This is a genomic window from Bacteroides uniformis, assembly GCF_025147485.1.
GTDB classification, from domain to species: Bacteria; Bacteroidota; Bacteroidia; order Bacteroidales; family Bacteroidaceae; genus Bacteroides; species Bacteroides uniformis.
Genome location: NZ_CP102263.1, coordinates 3,898,741 through 3,915,783 on the forward strand (window position 1 = coordinate 3,898,741; position 17,043 = coordinate 3,915,783).

Genomic DNA, 17,043 nt, shown 5'->3' on the forward strand with positions numbered 1-17,043 from the left:
GCGGCGGAATTGATTTCACCACAGATAACACCGATTAACATGGAATTGATTGAAAGATAGAAATCTGTGGTGAAACATTAATCTCAACCAAACAATACAACTATGTCAGCAACAACCGATACAACCCCTAAAACCAAAGGCGGCTGGTGGGCACTCAGCCCGTTGGCGGTGTTCCTTTGCCTCTACCTGGTGACCTCGCTCCTGGTGAACGACTTCTATAAAGTCCCCATCACGGTAGCCTTCCTCGCCTCATCCTGCTATGCCATCGCCATCACGCGCGGCCTGAATCTGGAACAGCGCATCTATCAGTTTTCCGTAGGCGCCAGCAACAAGAACATCATGCTGATGGTATGGATATTCATCCTTGCAGGAGCATTCACCCAAAGCGCCAAGCAGATGGGCGCCATTGATGCAACCGTAAATCTGACCCTACATATACTACCGGACAACCTGCTGCTGGCGGGCATCTTCATTGCCGCCTGCTTCATCTCCCTCTCGATAGGAACAAGCGTAGGAACTATCGTCGCACTGACTCCCGTAGCCGTGGGGCTGGCGGAAAAGACGGGCATCGACCTGCCCTACATGGTTGCCATCGTGGTGGGAGGCTCGTTCTTCGGAGACAATCTTTCCTTCATATCCGACACCACCATTGCATCGACCAAGACGCAGGACTGCGTGATGAGGGACAAGTTCCGCGTCAACTTTATGATTGTGGTACCGGCAGCACTTATCATACTGGGCATCTATATCTTTCAAGGACTGTCCGTCTCTGCCCCACCACAAGTACAGACCATCGAGTGGATAAAAGTAATCCCCTACCTCATCGTACTGGGTACGGCCGTAGCAGGCGTCAATGTCATGCTGGTACTGCTGCTGGGCATCCTCTCTACTGGAATTATCGGTATCTATACCGGCACCGCCTTCTTCGACTGGTTCGGAGCCATGGGAACGGGCATCACCGGCATGGGCGAGCTCATCATCATCACCCTGCTGGCCGGAGGCATGCTCGAAACCATCCGCTACAACGGCGGCATCGACTTCATCATCTCCCGGCTGACCCGCCACGTCAGCGGCAAGCGGGGAGCCGAATTCAGCATCGCCGCCCTGGTCGGCATCGCCAATCTCTGCACCGCCAACAACACCATTGCCATCATCACCACCGGCCCCATAGCCAAGGACATCGCCCTCCGCTTCCACCTGGACCGCCGGAAAACAGCCAGCATACTGGACACCTTCTCATGCCTCGTGCAAGGAATCATCCCCTACGGAGCGCAAATGCTGATAGCCTCCGGACTTGCCGGCATTTCACCCATCAGCATCATCGGAAACCTGTATTACCCCTTCTGCATGGGAACATGCGCCATACTCGCCATTCTGCTGAGATACCCCAGGAAATACTCGGGAGAAGGATGAGTGACAAGTGATGAGTTATGGGTGACGTTGTGTGAACATTTAAAAAAAACACCCCTCGTGCCAACAAATAACTCATAACTCATAACTCAAAACTCAAAATCTTTTCTTACCTTTGCACTCGCTATTACGAGATAGTAGCATAATTCAAATCATTAACTAAAAACATTTTAATTAAATGGCAACAAAAATCAGATTGCAAAGACATGGACGTAAAAGCTACGCTTTCTACTCTATCGTTATTGCAGACGTAAGAGCACCACGTGATGGTAAATTTATTGAGAAGATTGGTACTTACAATCCTAACACCAATCCTGCCACAGTAGATTTGAAGTTCGACCGCGCACTTGACTGGGTGTTGAAGGGTGCACAACCTACTGACACAGTTCGTAACATCCTCTCTCGCGAAGGTGTTTACATGAAGAAGCACTTGCTGGGCGGTGTAGCGAAAGGCGCATTCGGCGAAGCTGAAGCTGATGCTAAGTTCGAAGCCTGGAAGAACAACAAACAAAGCGGTTTGGCTGCTCTGAAGGCTAAGGAAGACGAAGCTAAGAAAGCTGAAGCAAAAGCACTGGCTGAAAAGAAAGCTGCTGAAGCTGCTGCAAAAGCCGCTGCCGAAGCACCGGCCGAAGAGGCTCCTGCCGAAGAAGCCCCTGCTGCTGAAGAAGCTGCTGCCGAATAATAGTAAGCACAGCGTTATCGCTAAAAATGGGATTAAAACTATAAAAATCCTCTCCGGTTCATATCGGAGGGGATTTTTTATTACTATATTTGCAGCTATAATCATTCATTAAAAAAACAAACAATGAAAAAGTTTACTTATCTGCTCGCTGTAGCCGCTGTATTTACAGCTTGTAACAGTGGAAACAACGGTTACACCGTAACCGGAACTGTAGAGGGTGCAGCCGACGGCGACACCGTATATCTGGAAACCGTGGAAGGACGCCAATTCGTAAAATTGGACTCTGCTGTCATCAAAGATGGAACATTTACCTTCAAGGGTACACAAGATACTGCTGTCAACCGCTACATCTCCTACAAAGCCGAAGGAAAAGACGGCGCAGCCATCGACTTCTTCCTGGAAAACGGCAAGATTAAAATCAACTTGTCGCAGGAAAACAACTCTGCCACCGGTACTGCCAACAATGATGCCTACCAGGAAATCAGAGCCCAAATCAACGGTCTGAACAAACAAATGATGAGCATCTACGAATCCATGTCGGACACCACACTGACCGACGAACAACGCGAGGCTAAAGGCAAAGAGATGGAAAATCTGGAAAACAGCATGATATCCGCCATCAAAGCCGGCATCAACAAGAACATCACCAACCCGGTGGGTGTACTCCTGCTGAAGCAGAACTACTACTACATGGATGTGGCAGACCTCGACCCGCTGATGCCCCAAATCCCTGCAGCTTACGACAACGACGAAGCCATCGTCAAGATAAAGAACAACGTTGAAAAGATGAAAGCCACTGCCGTAGGCCAGAAGTTTACAGACTTCGAGATGCAGACGCCGGAAGGAAAAACGGTAAAACTGTCCGACTACGTAGGCAAGGGCAAAGTTGTCCTTGTTGACTTCTGGGCAAGCTGGTGCGGCCCCTGCCGTCGCGAGATGCCCAACCTGGTGGAAGCTTACGCCAAATATAAGAACAAGAACTTCGAGATTGTAGGCGTATCTCTGGACCAGAGTGCTGACGCATGGAAAGAAGCCATCAAGAAGCTGAACATCACGTGGCCGCAAATGTCCGACCTGAAATACTGGAACTGCGAAGGCGCACAGCTTTATGCCGTAAGCAGCATCCCCCACACTGTGTTGATTGACGGTGAAGGAACTATCCTTGCACGCGGACTGCACGGTGACGAGCTTCAGGAAAAGATAGCCGAAGCTGTCAAATAATAAAACCGGACACACCGGAAACTAAAAAAGGAGTGCCACACTTCGTCAATCGAAATGCCACACTTCACGAGGCCCAATCAATGGCATTTACCTCTGTGAAATGTGGCATTTTCCTTGCTGAAGTGTGGCATTCGGAATGATGGAATGCGGCGTTTTTCAAGAGAAGATACGCGCAGCCATTTCCATCCCCAACCTTACGGTTTCCCACTGTTTCTCCTCATCGGCCTCCGAAGGCGAAAGAAGCGCATTGGCATCCGGCAGACATAAAGTGAAACGTTTCAAAGGAATATAGTTCAATACACTTTCGGTTTTCGCCTGCAATTCATCCAATTCGTCTTCCTGAGGATAATGGGACAGCACGAAACCGAACACCGCTTCCTTCTCGTGTATGAACCAGAGCAGACGGTTACGGTCGCACGCGCCACAGTCGTAATTCAGGAAATAAGCATCGGCCCCATGCAGTTGCACCAGCATATCCGTAGGTGCATGGAATGCAACATACATCCCTGCAGGACGCTCACGCAAAACCCGGTTGTTGAGCCGGATGGTATCTTCCATTATCACCGAATGTACCCCGTCGAACTGGACGTAGCGGCAGCCTGCATCATAAAGTTTGGTAAGCAAAAATTTGTAGCAGGAAGCAATATCATCCGTCAAAAGCCGGATGTCGGAGTAAACGGTTTCTATCTGAGTCCGCTCCACACGTTGAATAATCTGGGTCATAACCTCTGCCGGCGAAGGGATATGCTGTTTTTTCATCACCCCTCCGTCCACAATGGAATCAAGAAATGCGAATTCTTCCAGAATAGGATGCCGTAGCAAACTGAGCCGTCCTGTAATCTCCAAAGGAGAGCCTTCGGAGAAAGGCCGGCCGTCTTTGGAACAAATACCCTCCCAGCTTTCCAAAAAATCGCGACTTCGGAAACCACCATCGGAAACAACCTTCATGCCTCCCAGCTCCAGCCGTTCCACCAGACTGCGCACTTCCGCATCTTCAACAGCCTGCAATATCTGCCGGCTCACCTGCCCGTTCTGATATTGCTCGCGGACATCCTTCAATGCACGAGGTACACAAAAAGCCCCAGCTATATCAATTTTAAACGGAGGAAATACATTTGCCATGTTCATCCTTTCTTTGATTATTATAATAATGATACTTTTGCCCCAATACCATGAGCAGCAAAGCAATACAATCGAATGGCAACAAGAAGTATTATCAAGGACTAAAAACCTTAAATAAACCAATTCGTTGCAAATATAACTAAAAAAATCGAAGATTCACAATCTGCCCAAAAGATTTATCTTCATTTGACACTTCGAAATCAGATGATGCTTATGCATGCAATAATAATCAGTAATGAATAACTTTAAAAGTTATTTTTCATTAGAAGTTTTCCACTTTAAACAATTATATCATTAATAATCAATAGATTAACACTTTTTAAACTACAAAAAGTTTTCCAAAAAGCAAAACCTATCAATAACTATAATATCTTTGTTTCCGCAATTAAACTAAAAAAGACAGTCACATTTAAGCATAAAAGGTTATGATACAGACAGTACTCAAGCGCGACGGGCGCGTTGTCGGATTCAACGAAGAAAAAATAGCAACGGCCATCCGCAAAGCCATGTTGCATACAGACAAGGGGGAAGACCTGCAACTGATACACCAGATTACGGACCGCATCTCTTTCAAGGGAGATTCGCAGATGACGGTGGAAGCCATCCAGGATTTGGTGGAAGTGGAGCTGATGAAGAGCAGCCGCAAGGACGTTGCCCAGAAATACATCGCTTACCGCAACCAGCGAAGCATTGCCCGCAAAGCAAAGACGCGCGACATGTTCCTGGAAATCATTAACATCAAGTCCAACGACATCACACGCGAAAATGCCAACATGAATGCCGATACCCCGGCGGGCATGATGATGAAGTTTGCCAGCGAAACCACCAAGCCTTTTGTGGACGACTATCTGCTGAGTGAAGAAGTGCTGGATGCTGTCACCCAGAACTATCTGCACATCCATGACAAGGATTATTATCCCACCAAGAGCCTGACATGCGTGCAACATCCGCTGGACCATATTCTGAAATACGGCTTCTCTGCCGGACACGGCGAATCGCGCCCGGCCAAACGCATCGAGACTGCCAGTATCCTGGGATGCATCTCGCTGGAAACAGCCCAGAACGAGATGCACGGCGGACAAGCCATCCCTGCATTCGATTTCTACCTTGCCCCCTACGTGCGCAACAGCTTCATCGAGGAAGTCAAGAACCTGGAAGAACTGAATGGAAAAGACTATTCCCATCTCTATCAGAAGGAACTGGCCGACTATCTGCTGCAGCCGTTGGACGGACTGACGGGCGAGGACCGCATCGTACAGCATGCCGTCAACAAGACCGTATCGCGTGTGCACCAGTCCATGGAGGCGTTTATCCATAACATGAACACCATCCACTCACGCGGCGGCAACCAAGTGGTGTTCAGCTCCATCAACTACGGCACAGACACCTCTGCCGAGGGGCGCTGCATCATCCGCGAGCTGCTGAAAAGCACCTATCAAGGGGTAGGAAACGGAGAAACCGCCATCTTCCCCATCCAGATATGGAAAAAGAAACGGGGTGTGAGCTACCTGCCTGAAGACCGCAACTACGACCTCTACCAACTGGCCTGCAAGGTGACGGCACGGCGTTTCTTCCCGAACTTCCTGAACCTGGACGCCACCTTCAACCAAAGCGAGGACTGGAAAGCCGATGACCCGAAACGCTACCAGCATGAAGTTGCTACCATGGGATGCCGTACCCGTGTATTCGAAAACCGTTTCGGACCGAAGACCTCCATCGGACGCGGCAACATCTCTTTCTCTACCATCAACATCGTCCGTCTGGGCATTGAGTGCATGAACATCGAAGACAAAGAACAGCGCATCGCCCGGTTCTTTGCCAAGTTGGATAGTATGCTCGAAGTGACCGCACGCCAGCTGCACGAGCGCATGGAGTTTCAAAAGACCGCCTTCGCCAAGCAGTTCCCGCTACTGATGTCTGCCTTGTGGATAGGCAGCGAGAAGCTGAAACCGAACGATACGATTGCTTCCGTCATCAACCAGGGAACACTGGGAATCGGTTTCATCGGGTTGGCAGAATGTCTCGTGGCATTGCTCGGAAAACATCACGGCGAATCTGGCGAAGCCCAGGAGCTGGGACTGAAAATCGTGACCTATATGCGCGACCGTGCCAACCAGTTCTCGGAGCAATACCAGCACAACTACAGCGTGCTTGCCACTCCTGCCGAAGGGCTGTCGGGCAAGTTCACCCGCATCGACCGTAAGAAGTTCGGCACGCTGCCGGGCATTACGGACCGTGACTACTACACCAACTCCAACCACGTGCCCGTATACTACAAATGCAGCGCCCGCCACAAAGCGGAAGTGGAGGCTCCTTATCATGAGCTGACCCGCGGCGGACACATCTTCTATGTGGAGATAGACGGTGACGCCACCCACAATCCGGAAGTCATTATGCGTGTAGTGGACATGATGGACCAATACAACATCGGCTACGGTTCGGTAAACCACAACCGTAACCGCTGTCTGGAGTGCGGCCACGAAAACTCCACCCCAAACCTGGAAGAATGCCCGAAGTGCGGCAGCAAGCATATCGACAAGCTGCAACGCATCACCGGCTACCTGGTGGGGACAACCGACCGCTGGAACAATGCCAAGCTGGCAGAGTTGAACGACAGGGTCGTTCATAATTAAAAATTGAAAATTAAAAATTAAAGGGCTGCGCAGTGCAAAGCGGAGCTTCATTTTTAATGGTTGACGTTTAATTTTTAATGATTAATGTTCAGCTTCCTACCTGCGATGTTTAATTTTTAATTATTAATTCCCTACTCATGCTTTCTATTCTCGACATTTTAGAAGATACCACAGTAGACGGTCCGGGCTTCCGGACCGCCATTTATGCTGCCGGATGCCCCAACGGTTGTCCCGGTTGCCACAATCCGGAGTCGTGGGACATCAACCGCGGGCACTGGATGAGTACGGAAGAGATTCTGGAAAAAGTCCTTGCCGACAACTTTGCAGACGTCACCTTCAGTGGTGGAGACCCGATGTTCCAGCCGGAAGGATTCACCCAACTGGCGCATGCCATCAAGGAGCGGAGCCGGAAAAACATCTGGTGCTATACGGGCTATACTTTCGAAAAACTACTGCGCAACCCGCGCCAAGCCCAACTGCTGAAGTACATCGACGTACTGGTGGACGGCAAATTCAAGAAAGAACTGAGGGATGAGGAACTCTATTTCCGGGGAAGCCGCAACCAGCGTCTGATTGACGTACAAACATCCCTGCAAAAAGGCGAAACCGTCATTTACCACTATAATCCGAAAAAGGGCATTTAAAAAAGAAGAGAAGTTTTCAAAAATATATGAGCACTTTTATAATGTTATAATATCAGGCGCGAATTACACGGAATAACACGGATTCAATAAACAAAATCCGTGAAATCCGCGTAATCCGCGCCTAAAAGAAAGTGTTAAGAGTTTTTTGACACCCTCCACCTATATCACCATTCTATAAATTTCCCTCTTTCCCTGCGCTTCTGCAGCTCCTCCTGAAGAAAGCGCTGCCTATCCTTGGCAATATACCGGCGGGCAAAGATATTGGGCACCGCCACTCCCAGCGCTATGCAGAGAATAATCAGTGAAGCCGTGATGCCGTTGGAAACAACCGCCGTCACCTCGCCTACCACACCGTGCATATTGATAAGCCCGAAAAGTGCACGATACATCAGCACTCCCGGAATCATCGGGATGACAGAAGGAATCGTCAGTACGTGATTGGGAACATGGAACCAATGCACTGCCTTCACGGCTATCAGGCTGACAACCATGCTGCCCATGAACGAACCTATCACCGGTCCGTAACCCAATTCGAAATTGACAAAGTTACGCGTACAAACGGCAATGATACCGCCCACCGCAACAACCCACAACAAGCGCCGCTGTATGTTGAATATCATGGAAAATCCCATGGCAGCTATCGCCGCCGCAATGGCATACACCAGATAACTGTCATGAGGCACCATACTCAATTCGCTGAACTTCTTGTCAATCACGACATCCTCCACCGTCAGCAGGCGCATGGCTATTACAATGCCGAAGGCCATTGCACAGACCATCAGCACCGTATTCACAGCCCGCACAATGCCCACCTGGATATAATTGTCAATCATATCATCCACAAAGTTTATCAGCGGCACCCCCGGAACGATGAACAGTGCACACGCCAACAACGGATGATAGGGAGTTTCCGAGAGCCCGGCAAACGAAGACACATAGGCCAGACAGGTAGAAATCAATGCGGCAATGGCAATACTCATATAGTGATTGATGCCGAACTCCATGCAACGGGCACGGACGCGGAAGCCGGCAAAAGCGCAGATAGAGGTAAACAGAAACGCCATCCAGTCACCACCGAACAGTTTACAGAAACCTCCGCAGGCAAAGCCGGCACCGATGGCAACAACGTATGGCACATAGTTCCGCTTCTTGTTTTTGATTCTTTCCAGTTCCTCCTCATACTGGTCGAGGGAATAGTCATTCTCAATAGCCCGCCAGGACAGTTTGCTGATTTCGGAAATGGCCGTCATGTTGATGCCATGCTTTTCACATTTCTGGAATTTGGAGAACGAATGCAGGCCGTCGCTCACATTCACCACCAGCATGGTATAACTTACGTCGATGTGGAGCTTTTCTTCCGGCAGCCCCAGATAGGCGGCAACACGGTTCAGGTTACGAACAACACGGTTCGTATCAGCCGCACTCTCCACCAGCAGCTGTCCGGTACGAAGCAATAAATCGAGTTTCCTGCGCAGCAGGGCAATCTCTTGTTCAGTCAAAGTCTTATCCATGAATCTTTTTACCTATTTTTTTGGAGGCACAAAGATAGGCAAAATGTAGAAAACGATTTCATTCTTTCGGCAGAAAACTCTACCTTTGCAGCCGTTTTTTTAATGGACACAAATGGAAATATTCTGGAATACTATCGCACAATACAACGAGGCCACCTGGTGGACACAGCTCCTCATCACCGCAGCAGGTATCCTGCTCACCACGCAACTCTACTGGAAACCGACCTTATGGGCAAAACGCTCCATGAAAATCTACATGGTATTTCTGAACGGGTGGATATCCATCGTGTACTACATGATGTATTGCGGAGCGCGCGGACACCACCATATACTCGCCATCTTCTGGGGAGTGATTGCAGTGTTGTGGCTATGGGATTTGTTTACCGGCTACACTCCGTTCGAGCGCAACCCGAAATACAAGGTACTGGTGGGGGTACTCTATGCAATGCCTTTCCTCTACCCGCTCCTTTCGTGGGCACGCGGAATGGAATTTCCCATGATGACCACCACCGTGATGCCCTGCTCGGTAGCAGTTTTCACCATCGGGCTGCTGCTGGCTTTCTCGCGCAGGGTCAACCTGCTCGTCATTCTGTTCCTTTGCCACTGGGCGCTCATCGCCTTTTCCAAAGTCTACATCTACAAGATTCCCGAAGACCTGCTACTGGCAAGCGCCACTGTGCCTGCCATCTATCTGTTCTTCAAGAACTACTTTGAACAGAACTTGCACAAGGAAACCAAGCTGGGCGCACGGCTCATGAACTGGTTCCTTATCCTCATCTGTATAGTGGTCGGGGTACTGCTCAGCATGACGCTGCTCCATGGGATGAGAGGATAAAGAAATAGCGCGCTTCCGCGCGCCAAAATCATTTCTTCTTTCCCTGATTGGCCACAGCCTCCATCAATTTCTTTATCTCCTCGGGGTCACCCAAGAAATAGTCTTTCGTCAAGTTCAGCTCATCGTCAAACTCAAAGACGTAGGGCACCGCCGTAGGCAGGTTCAGATGCACAATTTCATCGTCCGAAATATGCTTCAGATGCTTGATAATACCCCGCAGGCTATTGCCATGAGCCACTACCAGCAATTCGTCGGCCGTCTTCAGATTCGGGAAGATGACACATTTCCAGTAAGGCATGATACGCTCAATCGTATCTTTCAACGACTCCGTACGGGGCAGTTCGGCATCGGGCACTTCTTGATAACGGTCCTCAAAACGCGGATTACGCGGGTCATCCTCGGCCAATGCATGCGGAGCCACATCAAAGCTCCGGCGCCATACCAACACCTGCTCGTCACCGTACTTGGCAGCCGTCTCTGCCTTGTTCAGCCCTTGCAACTGGCCGTAGTGTTTCTCATTCAACCTCCACGATTTCTCCACCGGAATCCAGTCCTGGTCGAGGCGGTCCAGCACACAATCCAGTGTCTTCACGGCACGCTTCAGATAGGAAGTATACGCCTTCTTGAAGCGGAATCCCTTTTCTGCCAGCAGCTCACCCGCCCTTACAGCTTCAGCAACGCCTTTCTCTGTCAAATCAACATCCGTCCACCCCGTGAAGCGGTTTTCCTTATTCCATGCACTCTCGCCGTGGCGAAGCAAAACAATCTTTTTCATATAGTCTCCTTTCAGTTTTACCTATAGAACACCCGGCTACCTCCTCTTGTTCATGCAATAGCGGACCACATATACCAAAAGTATCAGAAACGCCACCCACACCATGCTGATGACCGGCAGGTAGCGGTTATACAAATATTCCCCTTCCTTCGGGACACGGTTGAAAGTACAGATTATGCAATTACAGCACGCATCGAGTGCATCATGCGAGAATACCGAAAAAACAATGATAGCCACCCCCGCAAGAAGCATCATCAAAGTCCCCCACACCAGCCACTTACCAGCCACGGAAGGATGGAATTGCGAATGAGTGGAATGTACGAATCTAACCATAAACACTTGTCTATTATTACCGGTACAAATGTCCTTCATTTTTAACAATCCGGCAATACCTACTTTTCATCAAAAAGAGAGTCTGCCATCCCAATTAGTAGGTAGCCGCGACCTCTATAAACCACGCCACAAGCTAACCCGAAATGGGGAGCGGCACAACACTAAAAGCCCTACATGTAGGTATTTCACGTTCTCCGGCAAAGCCTTTACTTTGCAGCAAACAATTTAATCACTTTATTTACAATGAAAAAGACTGGTGTTTTTTATGGTTCCAGTACCGGAACCTGCGAAGAGTTGGCTAACCAGATAGCCGAAAAGTTGGGAGTTTCCTCCACCGACGTACATAGTGTTGACAAGATGACCGCCGATAAAATCAAGGAATATGAAGTGCTGGTTCTAGGTACCTCCACTTGGGGAGACGGCGAACTGCAGGACGACTGGTATGACGGCGTAAAGGTACTGAAGAGCGCCGACCTTTCCATGAAGTTCGTAGCCTTATTCGGTTGCGGCGACTCCGACTCCTACTGCGACACATTCTGCGACGGCATCGGAGTACTCTACGAGGACCTGAAGGATAGCGGGTGTACCTTCTTGGGCAACAAAGTCAGCACGGACGGGTATTCCTTCTCCTCTTCCATCGCCGTGGTAGACGGTGCATTCGTAGGACTTCCCCTCGACGAAGTGAACGAAAGTAACAAAACCGCCGAACGCATTGATGCCTGGACAGCCGAAATAAAAAGCAAGCTCTAGAAAAGAAACAGACCATCCGTTTACTTTAAACGGATGGTCTGCCTGCATCATGCAGATGATATCTTTTATCTGAACAGATAATGTGTTCTGCCATATCCGCAGGCACATTATCTTTTTTATGCTCTTATACGAACCAGCGAACGTAGCAGAAGTCCTGACGGTGAGGCAGGTCTGCATTCTTCGGGAACATACGGTAAGAAACCTTGAAGCTACCCGCATTTTCCATCTTGTGCTTAGCTTGGAAAGTATAAAGGTTACCTTCTTTCTTCACTACATTGAACGGTTCTACGGAATAAACGTGCTGTTTGCCATCCTGAGCCGTATAAGTAGTCACCAGTTCCAGACCGATAGCATCGTTCAAGCCCTTCTCGTCGATAACATAAGTAATGGTGTATTCCTTACCGCTCTCGATGGAGCCTTTCACCAGGTCTTCGGTCTTTTCGCAAGACACCACTTCAATGCTGTCCCACTTCTCGGCAACTTCTTCCTTCCAAGCAGCTATTTCCTTAGCCTTGGCACAACCGTCGGCAGCCAGCATCTTGAAACGTTTGGCCTCCTTGATGTAGAACTTGTCGTAATAGTCGTCCAGCTGACGCTTCATTGTATAGTGGGGAGCAATCTGTGCGATGGAGTTCTTGATAGTCTTCACCCAACCTTCAGAATATCCCTTCTTGTTGCGTGCATAGAACAACGGCAGAATTTCTTGCTCAAGAATGCTGTAGATAGTAGCGGCATCGAGCTGGTCCTGATGTTCCTGGTTCTGGTAAGTACGCTTTTCGGTCAATGCCCAACCGGCACCTTCACGATAGCCTTCCAACCACCAGCCGTCGAGTACGGAGAAGTTTACAACACCGTTCATCAACGCCTTTTCGCCGGAAGTACCGGATGCTTCGAGCGGACGTGTCGGAGTGTTCAGCCAGATATCCACACCTGAAACGAGGCGACGTGCCAACTGCATGTCATAATTTTCCAGGAAGATAATCTTGCCCAGGAACTCCGGACGACGGGAAATCTCGATGATTCTCTTAATCAAGCCCTGGCCAGCACCATCGTGCGGGTGAGCCTTACCGGTAAAGAGGAACTGTACCGGATAGTCGGGGTTGTTCACAATCTTGGCCAGACGGTCGAGGTCGGTGAACAGCAAGTGTGCACGCTTGTAGGTAGCGAAACGGCGTCCGAAACCTATCAGCAGAGCGTTCGGATTGATTTTGTCCAGCAGGGAAACGATGCGTGAAGGGTCACCCTGGTTCTTCAACCAAGTTTCACGGTATTGCTTGCGAACATAGTCAATCAGTTTGTTCTTCATCACCATGCGCGTCTTCCAGATTTCTTCGTCGGACACGTTATAGATAGCCTCCCAAATCTTGGGGTTGGACTGGTCGTAGAGGAAGTTCTCATCAAAATGCGCAGCATAGAGATGTTTCCACTCCGTAGCGCTCCAAGTGGGGAAGTGTACACCGTTGGTAACGTAGCCCACATGGCTTTCTTCGGGGAAGTAACCCTTCCAGATGGAAGCGAACATCTCCTGGGAAACCTTTCCGTGCAGCCAGCTCACACCGTTCACCTCCTGAGAAGTATTGCAAGCGAATACAGACATACAGAAACGTTCACCCTTGTCGCCCGGATTGTTACGTCCGAGGTCCATCAGGTCGTCCCAGCTGATACCCATTCTTGAAGGATAGCCGCCCATGTACTTGCCGAAAAGGCCTTCGTCGAAGTAGTCGTGACCGGCAGGAACCGGAGTATGTACAGTATAGAGAGAAGAAGCACGTACCAGCTCGATAGCCTGGTCGTAAGTCAGACCTTCGGCCACGTAGTCACAGATGCGCTGTACGTTGATTAAAGCAGCATGTCCTTCGTTGCAGTGATAGATATCTTTCTTGATGCCCAGCTTCTTCAGCGTCAGAATACCACCGATACCGAGCAGGATTTCCTGCTTCAAGCGGTTTTCCCAGTCACCGCCATACAGCTGGTGAGTGATGGAACGGTCGAACTCGCTGTTCATTTCATTGTCAGTATCAAGCAGATAGAGAGAGATACGTCCAACGTTCACTCTCCACACATAAGCATGCACGTAGTAGTCCAGATAAGGAACATCCACTACCATCTGCTCGCCCTTCTCATCCAATACACGGTCGATGGGCAACTGGCCAAAGTTCTGTGCCTCGTAATTGGCAATCTGCTGGCCGTCCATAGACAATGTTTGTGTAAAGTAACCGTAGCGGTACAGGAAACCGATTGCACACAAGTCGGCGTTGCTATCGGAAGCTTCTTTCAGGTAGTCACCGGCAAGTACACCCAGACCGCCGGAATATATCTTAAGTACATGGCTCAAACCATACTCCATACTGAAATAAGCCACGGACGGGCGCTTGCTGTCAGGCTTCACATCCATGTATGTGCGGAACTTGGAGTATACGTCATCCATTCTGCGCAGAATAACTTTGTCATTTGCGAGTGCCTCGAGTTTAGCATAACTCATACGTTCCAGCAGAAGTACGGGGTTCTGTCCCACTTCTTTCCAGAGAGCAGGGTCAAGGTCTCTGAACAGTTCGGTGGCTTCATAATTCCATGCCCACCAGATGTTATGTGCCAGTTCAGACAGTTTCTCCAGTTCGGCGGGAATGTGCGATTTCACATTCACATCTTTCCAGTTAGGAGTGTTTACATTACTAACTTTAATCTTCATTGTATGATAACTAATTGATTAATAATTCTTTTATTTTAGTTGACGCTTCATGGCATTGCGCAGTGCAATGTCGTAAGCCTCGTAATAATATTGTATAAAGTGCTTCCACAAAGCCTGCTCTGCCACCTGGCCTGCACGCTTGCGTATTTCCTTGATTTCGGCTTCCGTCTTGGTAGAGAACAAGGCTACGGTGTCCTTGATGCCGTCTGCCACTTCGGAATAGTTATAGTCCGAACGGTGCAGCACTTCCACTCCGTCGTTTATGCCATGCTGGTTTTTCAGGCTGTTCACCCAAAGTCCGAAACCGGCAAGGTCGGTGGTGATGGTAGGCACCCGGAAAGCCACGCTCTCCAGCGGGGTATATCCCCACGGTTCATAATAGGACGGATAGACACTGAGGTCCTCGCCTAAAATCAAGTCATAATAATGCTTGTTGAGGATGCCATCGTGACCATCCTGATAGCAAGGTACAAAAATTACTTTCACCTTATCTTCGGGACGATTGCCCATACCGAGGTATTTCAGCATATCCAGCACCTGGTCGTGCGTCATATTGTGCAGCCAGTGGGTGATGAAAGGACACTGCAACGGTTCGGTGAACTTATCTTTGCTCTTCAAGCGCTTCTGCAAGTCCTCGCGGGGGTCTCCCACCCAGCTGGGCACGTTGACAAACGCCAATACTTTCTTCTTTAAATCTTTATCGCGGTTCAGCCGGTTCAATGATTCCAGGAACACATCGATACCCTTATTTTTGAACTCATAGCGTCCGCTGGTACCGATAATCAGCGTATCGTCGCCCAAGTCCTCACCCAGCAGGCAGTTTGCCACACGCAGCATGGTGGAACGGGCACGTTTGCGCTTGCCGGTAAAGGTGGCGCCTTTCGGTACAAAATCATCTTCAAAACCGTTCATCAGCACAACATCCGCAGGCTTGTCAAGCAATTCCCTGCATTCGTTGTTTGTGATTTCGCTCACAGTGGTGAAACAGTCCACATAGTGGGCCGTCTGCTTTTCAATGGAATGTTTGGACTGCATGTTCAGCTCCTCCGCCATCTGGTCGCCGTTGTAGGCGAAAAGATAATCGTAAAGCGGCTTGTTGTTGCCAGCTATGGAGCGGCCGATGGACGTGGCATGGGTGGTGAAGATAGTCCCTATCTCGGGAACGGCAGACTGAAGATAGAGGGCGGCCATGCCGGTCATCCACTCGTGTGCCTGGAACACCACTTTGTCCGTTTCCGTCAAATTATAGCGATAGAAGCTCTCTATCACCTTGCCGGTAGCGAAAGCAAACATGGATGCTTCGTCATAATCACCATATCCATGCAGTGAATCCACCTGATAGCGGTTCCACATTTCTGTATAAATCTCATTTTTTTCTGCAAAGAACGGTTGGAAATCAACCAATATAACAATAGGTTCTCCCGGAATGTTCCAGCGACCTACGCGGACGGAAAGATTGTCTTTCAACGCTGCATGTTTTTTCCACGCTGCACAAAGGTTATCAGACTCAATGAACAAAGGGTTCTCTTTTCCCTGCCAGAAATCCGGCCCTATAAAGAATAATCTATCGCGAAATTTAGTCTGTAAAGTATTTGCCCTTGTAGACAAAACTGTATAGATACCGCCTACTTTATTACACACTTCCCAACTCGCTTCGAAGATGTAATCGGGGGTAAGTAGTTCTTTAGTCATATTATGTTATAATCTCTTTATCTTAATTACGGCTGCAAAAGTACGTATTATTCTTTGAAAAATAGCCTTTTAATCGAAAAAACTGATTAAATATGCATAAACAATCGTTTGCGGAATGTCATAGTTTAGCCACAAAAGCCCCATTGGCTCGCCCATCCATGCATTTTTCGTCTAAAATTCCCGAAGTTTCAAAAAAGAATTCCCGGAGTTTTCAGTTGAAGCCCCAGGAATTTAAACAAAAAACCCCAGGGATTTCAATTGTAAATCCCTGGGGTTTATTTTCTTATAATCCGGATTATACCATCAATGCAGCTACCAGCGCCAAAATAGCGTAGAATTCAGGAAGCGCGGCGTAAATCATTGTATTGGTCTGTACGTCGTGTCCCTGGGAAATACCCACAATACCGCTAGCACAAATCTGTCCCTGACGGATAGCGGAGAACAGGCATACCAGCCCCACACCCAGTCCGATGCCCAGCATCAAAGGGCCGTCCGTAGCAAAATCCCTGCCCATGGACATCAGGAAAGCCACGAAGCCGTAAAGTCCCTGCGTAGCCGGAAGGGCCGACAAAATCATATAACTTGCTGACTTGGAAGGGTCTTTCTTCAACGCACCTTCTGCCGCACTACCGGCGATAGTTGTACCGAAGCAACTGCCAATTCCTGCAAGGGCCAACATCAGGCCCAGACCGAGATAACCTAAAATTTCATTCATAATGTTTCTATTTTTATTTGTTTTTTAATTT

Annotated in this window: 14 protein-coding genes; 7 read left to right on the forward strand and 7 right to left on the reverse strand. The window is 49.0% G+C overall.

Annotation, left to right across the window (positions count from 1 at the left end; translation table 11 throughout):
- Nucleotides 1–102 precede the first annotated feature (102 nt).
- From NQ510_RS15795 to NQ510_RS15805, 3 genes are all read left to right on the forward strand, one after another.
- The gene (locus tag NQ510_RS15795) at nucleotides 103–1,413 is read left to right on the forward strand and encodes a Na+/H+ antiporter NhaC family protein (protein ID WP_005827429.1); all 1,311 of its coding nucleotides are present in this window, start codon (nucleotides 103–105) and stop codon (nucleotides 1,411–1,413) included.
- 175 nt (nucleotides 1,414–1,588) lie between these two features.
- Nucleotides 1,589–2,092 carry a 30S ribosomal protein S16 gene (locus NQ510_RS15800; protein WP_005827426.1) on the forward strand — a complete coding sequence of 168 codons (504 nt, stop codon included), beginning with the start codon at nucleotides 1,589–1,591 and terminating at the stop codon, nucleotides 2,090–2,092.
- A 123-nt stretch (nucleotides 2,093–2,215) separates the two neighbouring features.
- Nucleotides 2,216–3,313: a TlpA disulfide reductase family protein gene (locus tag NQ510_RS15805; protein ID WP_005827423.1), complete on the forward strand. Its 1,098-nt coding sequence runs from the start codon at nucleotides 2,216–2,218 to the stop codon at nucleotides 3,311–3,313.
- A gap of 156 nt (nucleotides 3,314–3,469) precedes the next feature.
- On the opposite strand, the gene NQ510_RS15810 is transcribed toward NQ510_RS15805, so the two are convergent.
- Entirely contained in the window at nucleotides 3,470–4,441 is a 972-nt protein-coding gene (locus NQ510_RS15810; protein ID WP_005827419.1) for a uroporphyrinogen decarboxylase/cobalamine-independent methonine synthase family protein, read from the reverse strand.
- Between the two features lie 419 nt (nucleotides 4,442–4,860).
- Here NQ510_RS15810 and NQ510_RS15815 point away from each other — a divergent pair, with 419 nt between their 5' ends.
- Nucleotides 4,861–7,068, forward strand: a complete 2,208-nt coding sequence (locus NQ510_RS15815) for an anaerobic ribonucleoside triphosphate reductase (protein WP_005827414.1) — start codon at nucleotides 4,861–4,863, stop codon at nucleotides 7,066–7,068.
- A 137-nt stretch (nucleotides 7,069–7,205) separates the two neighbouring features.
- A complete protein-coding gene (gene nrdG / locus NQ510_RS15820) occupies nucleotides 7,206–7,712 on the forward strand; it encodes an anaerobic ribonucleoside-triphosphate reductase activating protein (RefSeq protein ID WP_005827412.1) in 507 nt (168 codons plus the stop codon).
- Between the two features lie 164 nt (nucleotides 7,713–7,876).
- Here the strand turns inward: nrdG and NQ510_RS15825 are convergent, their stop codons facing one another.
- A complete protein-coding gene (locus NQ510_RS15825) occupies nucleotides 7,877–9,223 on the reverse strand; it encodes a threonine/serine exporter family protein (RefSeq protein WP_005827410.1) in 1,347 nt (448 codons plus the stop codon).
- A 112-nt stretch (nucleotides 9,224–9,335) separates the two neighbouring features.
- Here NQ510_RS15825 and NQ510_RS15830 point away from each other — a divergent pair, with 112 nt between their 5' ends.
- Entirely contained in the window at nucleotides 9,336–10,058 is a 723-nt protein-coding gene (locus NQ510_RS15830; protein ID WP_005827409.1) for a DUF6064 family protein, read from the forward strand.
- Between the two features lie 28 nt (nucleotides 10,059–10,086).
- On the opposite strand, the gene gpmA is transcribed toward NQ510_RS15830, so the two are convergent.
- Together gpmA and NQ510_RS15840 are read right to left on the reverse strand one after the other, a co-directional pair.
- Nucleotides 10,087–10,833, reverse strand: a complete 747-nt coding sequence (gene gpmA / locus NQ510_RS15835) for a 2,3-diphosphoglycerate-dependent phosphoglycerate mutase (RefSeq protein ID WP_005827407.1) — start codon at nucleotides 10,831–10,833, stop codon at nucleotides 10,087–10,089.
- Between the two features lie 36 nt (nucleotides 10,834–10,869).
- Nucleotides 10,870–11,166, reverse strand: coding sequence for a hypothetical protein (locus NQ510_RS15840; protein ID WP_005837364.1), 297 nt, complete (start codon nucleotides 11,164–11,166; stop codon nucleotides 10,870–10,872).
- A 243-nt stretch (nucleotides 11,167–11,409) separates the two neighbouring features.
- On the opposite strand from NQ510_RS15840, the gene fldA reads away from it, so the two are divergent.
- On the forward strand, nucleotides 11,410–11,916 hold the full coding sequence (gene fldA, locus NQ510_RS15845) for a flavodoxin FldA (RefSeq protein ID WP_005827403.1): 507 nt from the start codon (nucleotides 11,410–11,412) through the stop codon (nucleotides 11,914–11,916).
- A 124-nt stretch (nucleotides 11,917–12,040) separates the two neighbouring features.
- Here the strand turns inward: fldA and NQ510_RS15850 are convergent, their stop codons facing one another.
- The 3 genes from NQ510_RS15850 to NQ510_RS15860 all read right to left on the reverse strand — a co-directional run bounded on the left by NQ510_RS15850 (nucleotide 12,041) and on the right by NQ510_RS15860 (nucleotide 17,012).
- Nucleotides 12,041–14,605 carry a glycosyltransferase family 1 protein gene (locus NQ510_RS15850; protein WP_005827401.1) on the reverse strand — a complete coding sequence of 855 codons (2,565 nt, stop codon included), beginning with the start codon at nucleotides 14,603–14,605 and terminating at the stop codon, nucleotides 12,041–12,043.
- 30 nt (nucleotides 14,606–14,635) lie between these two features.
- The gene (locus NQ510_RS15855; RefSeq protein ID WP_005827398.1) at nucleotides 14,636–16,297 is read right to left on the reverse strand and encodes a glycogen/starch synthase; all 1,662 of its coding nucleotides are present in this window, start codon (nucleotides 16,295–16,297) and stop codon (nucleotides 14,636–14,638) included.
- A gap of 295 nt (nucleotides 16,298–16,592) precedes the next feature.
- The gene (locus tag NQ510_RS15860; RefSeq protein ID WP_005827396.1) at nucleotides 16,593–17,012 is read right to left on the reverse strand and encodes an ATPase; all 420 of its coding nucleotides are present in this window, start codon (nucleotides 17,010–17,012) and stop codon (nucleotides 16,593–16,595) included.
- Nucleotides 17,013–17,043 lie beyond the last annotated feature (31 nt).

Coding starts and splice junctions, on each gene's coding strand:
- NQ510_RS15795 (WP_005827429.1), top strand. CDS start 103: ATGTCAGCAACAACCGATACAACCCCTAAAACCAAAGGCGGCTGGTGG.
- NQ510_RS15800 (WP_005827426.1), top strand. CDS start 1,589: ATGGCAACAAAAATCAGATTGCAAAGACATGGACGTAAAAGCTACGCT.
- NQ510_RS15805 (WP_005827423.1), top strand. CDS start 2,216: ATGAAAAAGTTTACTTATCTGCTCGCTGTAGCCGCTGTATTTACAGCT.
- NQ510_RS15810 (WP_005827419.1), bottom strand. CDS start 4,441: ATGAACATGGCAAATGTATTTCCTCCGTTTAAAATTGATATAGCTGGG.
- NQ510_RS15815 (WP_005827414.1), top strand. CDS start 4,861: ATGATACAGACAGTACTCAAGCGCGACGGGCGCGTTGTCGGATTCAAC.
- nrdG (WP_005827412.1), top strand. CDS start 7,206: ATGCTTTCTATTCTCGACATTTTAGAAGATACCACAGTAGACGGTCCG.
- NQ510_RS15825 (WP_005827410.1), bottom strand. CDS start 9,223: ATGGATAAGACTTTGACTGAACAAGAGATTGCCCTGCTGCGCAGGAAA.
- NQ510_RS15830 (WP_005827409.1), top strand. CDS start 9,336: ATGGAAATATTCTGGAATACTATCGCACAATACAACGAGGCCACCTGG.
- gpmA (WP_005827407.1), bottom strand. CDS start 10,833: ATGAAAAAGATTGTTTTGCTTCGCCACGGCGAGAGTGCATGGAATAAG.
- NQ510_RS15840 (WP_005837364.1), bottom strand. CDS start 11,166: ATGGTTAGATTCGTACATTCCACTCATTCGCAATTCCATCCTTCCGTG.
- fldA (WP_005827403.1), top strand. CDS start 11,410: ATGAAAAAGACTGGTGTTTTTTATGGTTCCAGTACCGGAACCTGCGAA.
- NQ510_RS15850 (WP_005827401.1), bottom strand. CDS start 14,605: ATGAAGATTAAAGTTAGTAATGTAAACACTCCTAACTGGAAAGATGTG.
- NQ510_RS15855 (WP_005827398.1), bottom strand. CDS start 16,297: ATGACTAAAGAACTACTTACCCCCGATTACATCTTCGAAGCGAGTTGG.
- NQ510_RS15860 (WP_005827396.1), bottom strand. CDS start 17,012: ATGAATGAAATTTTAGGTTATCTCGGTCTGGGCCTGATGTTGGCCCTT.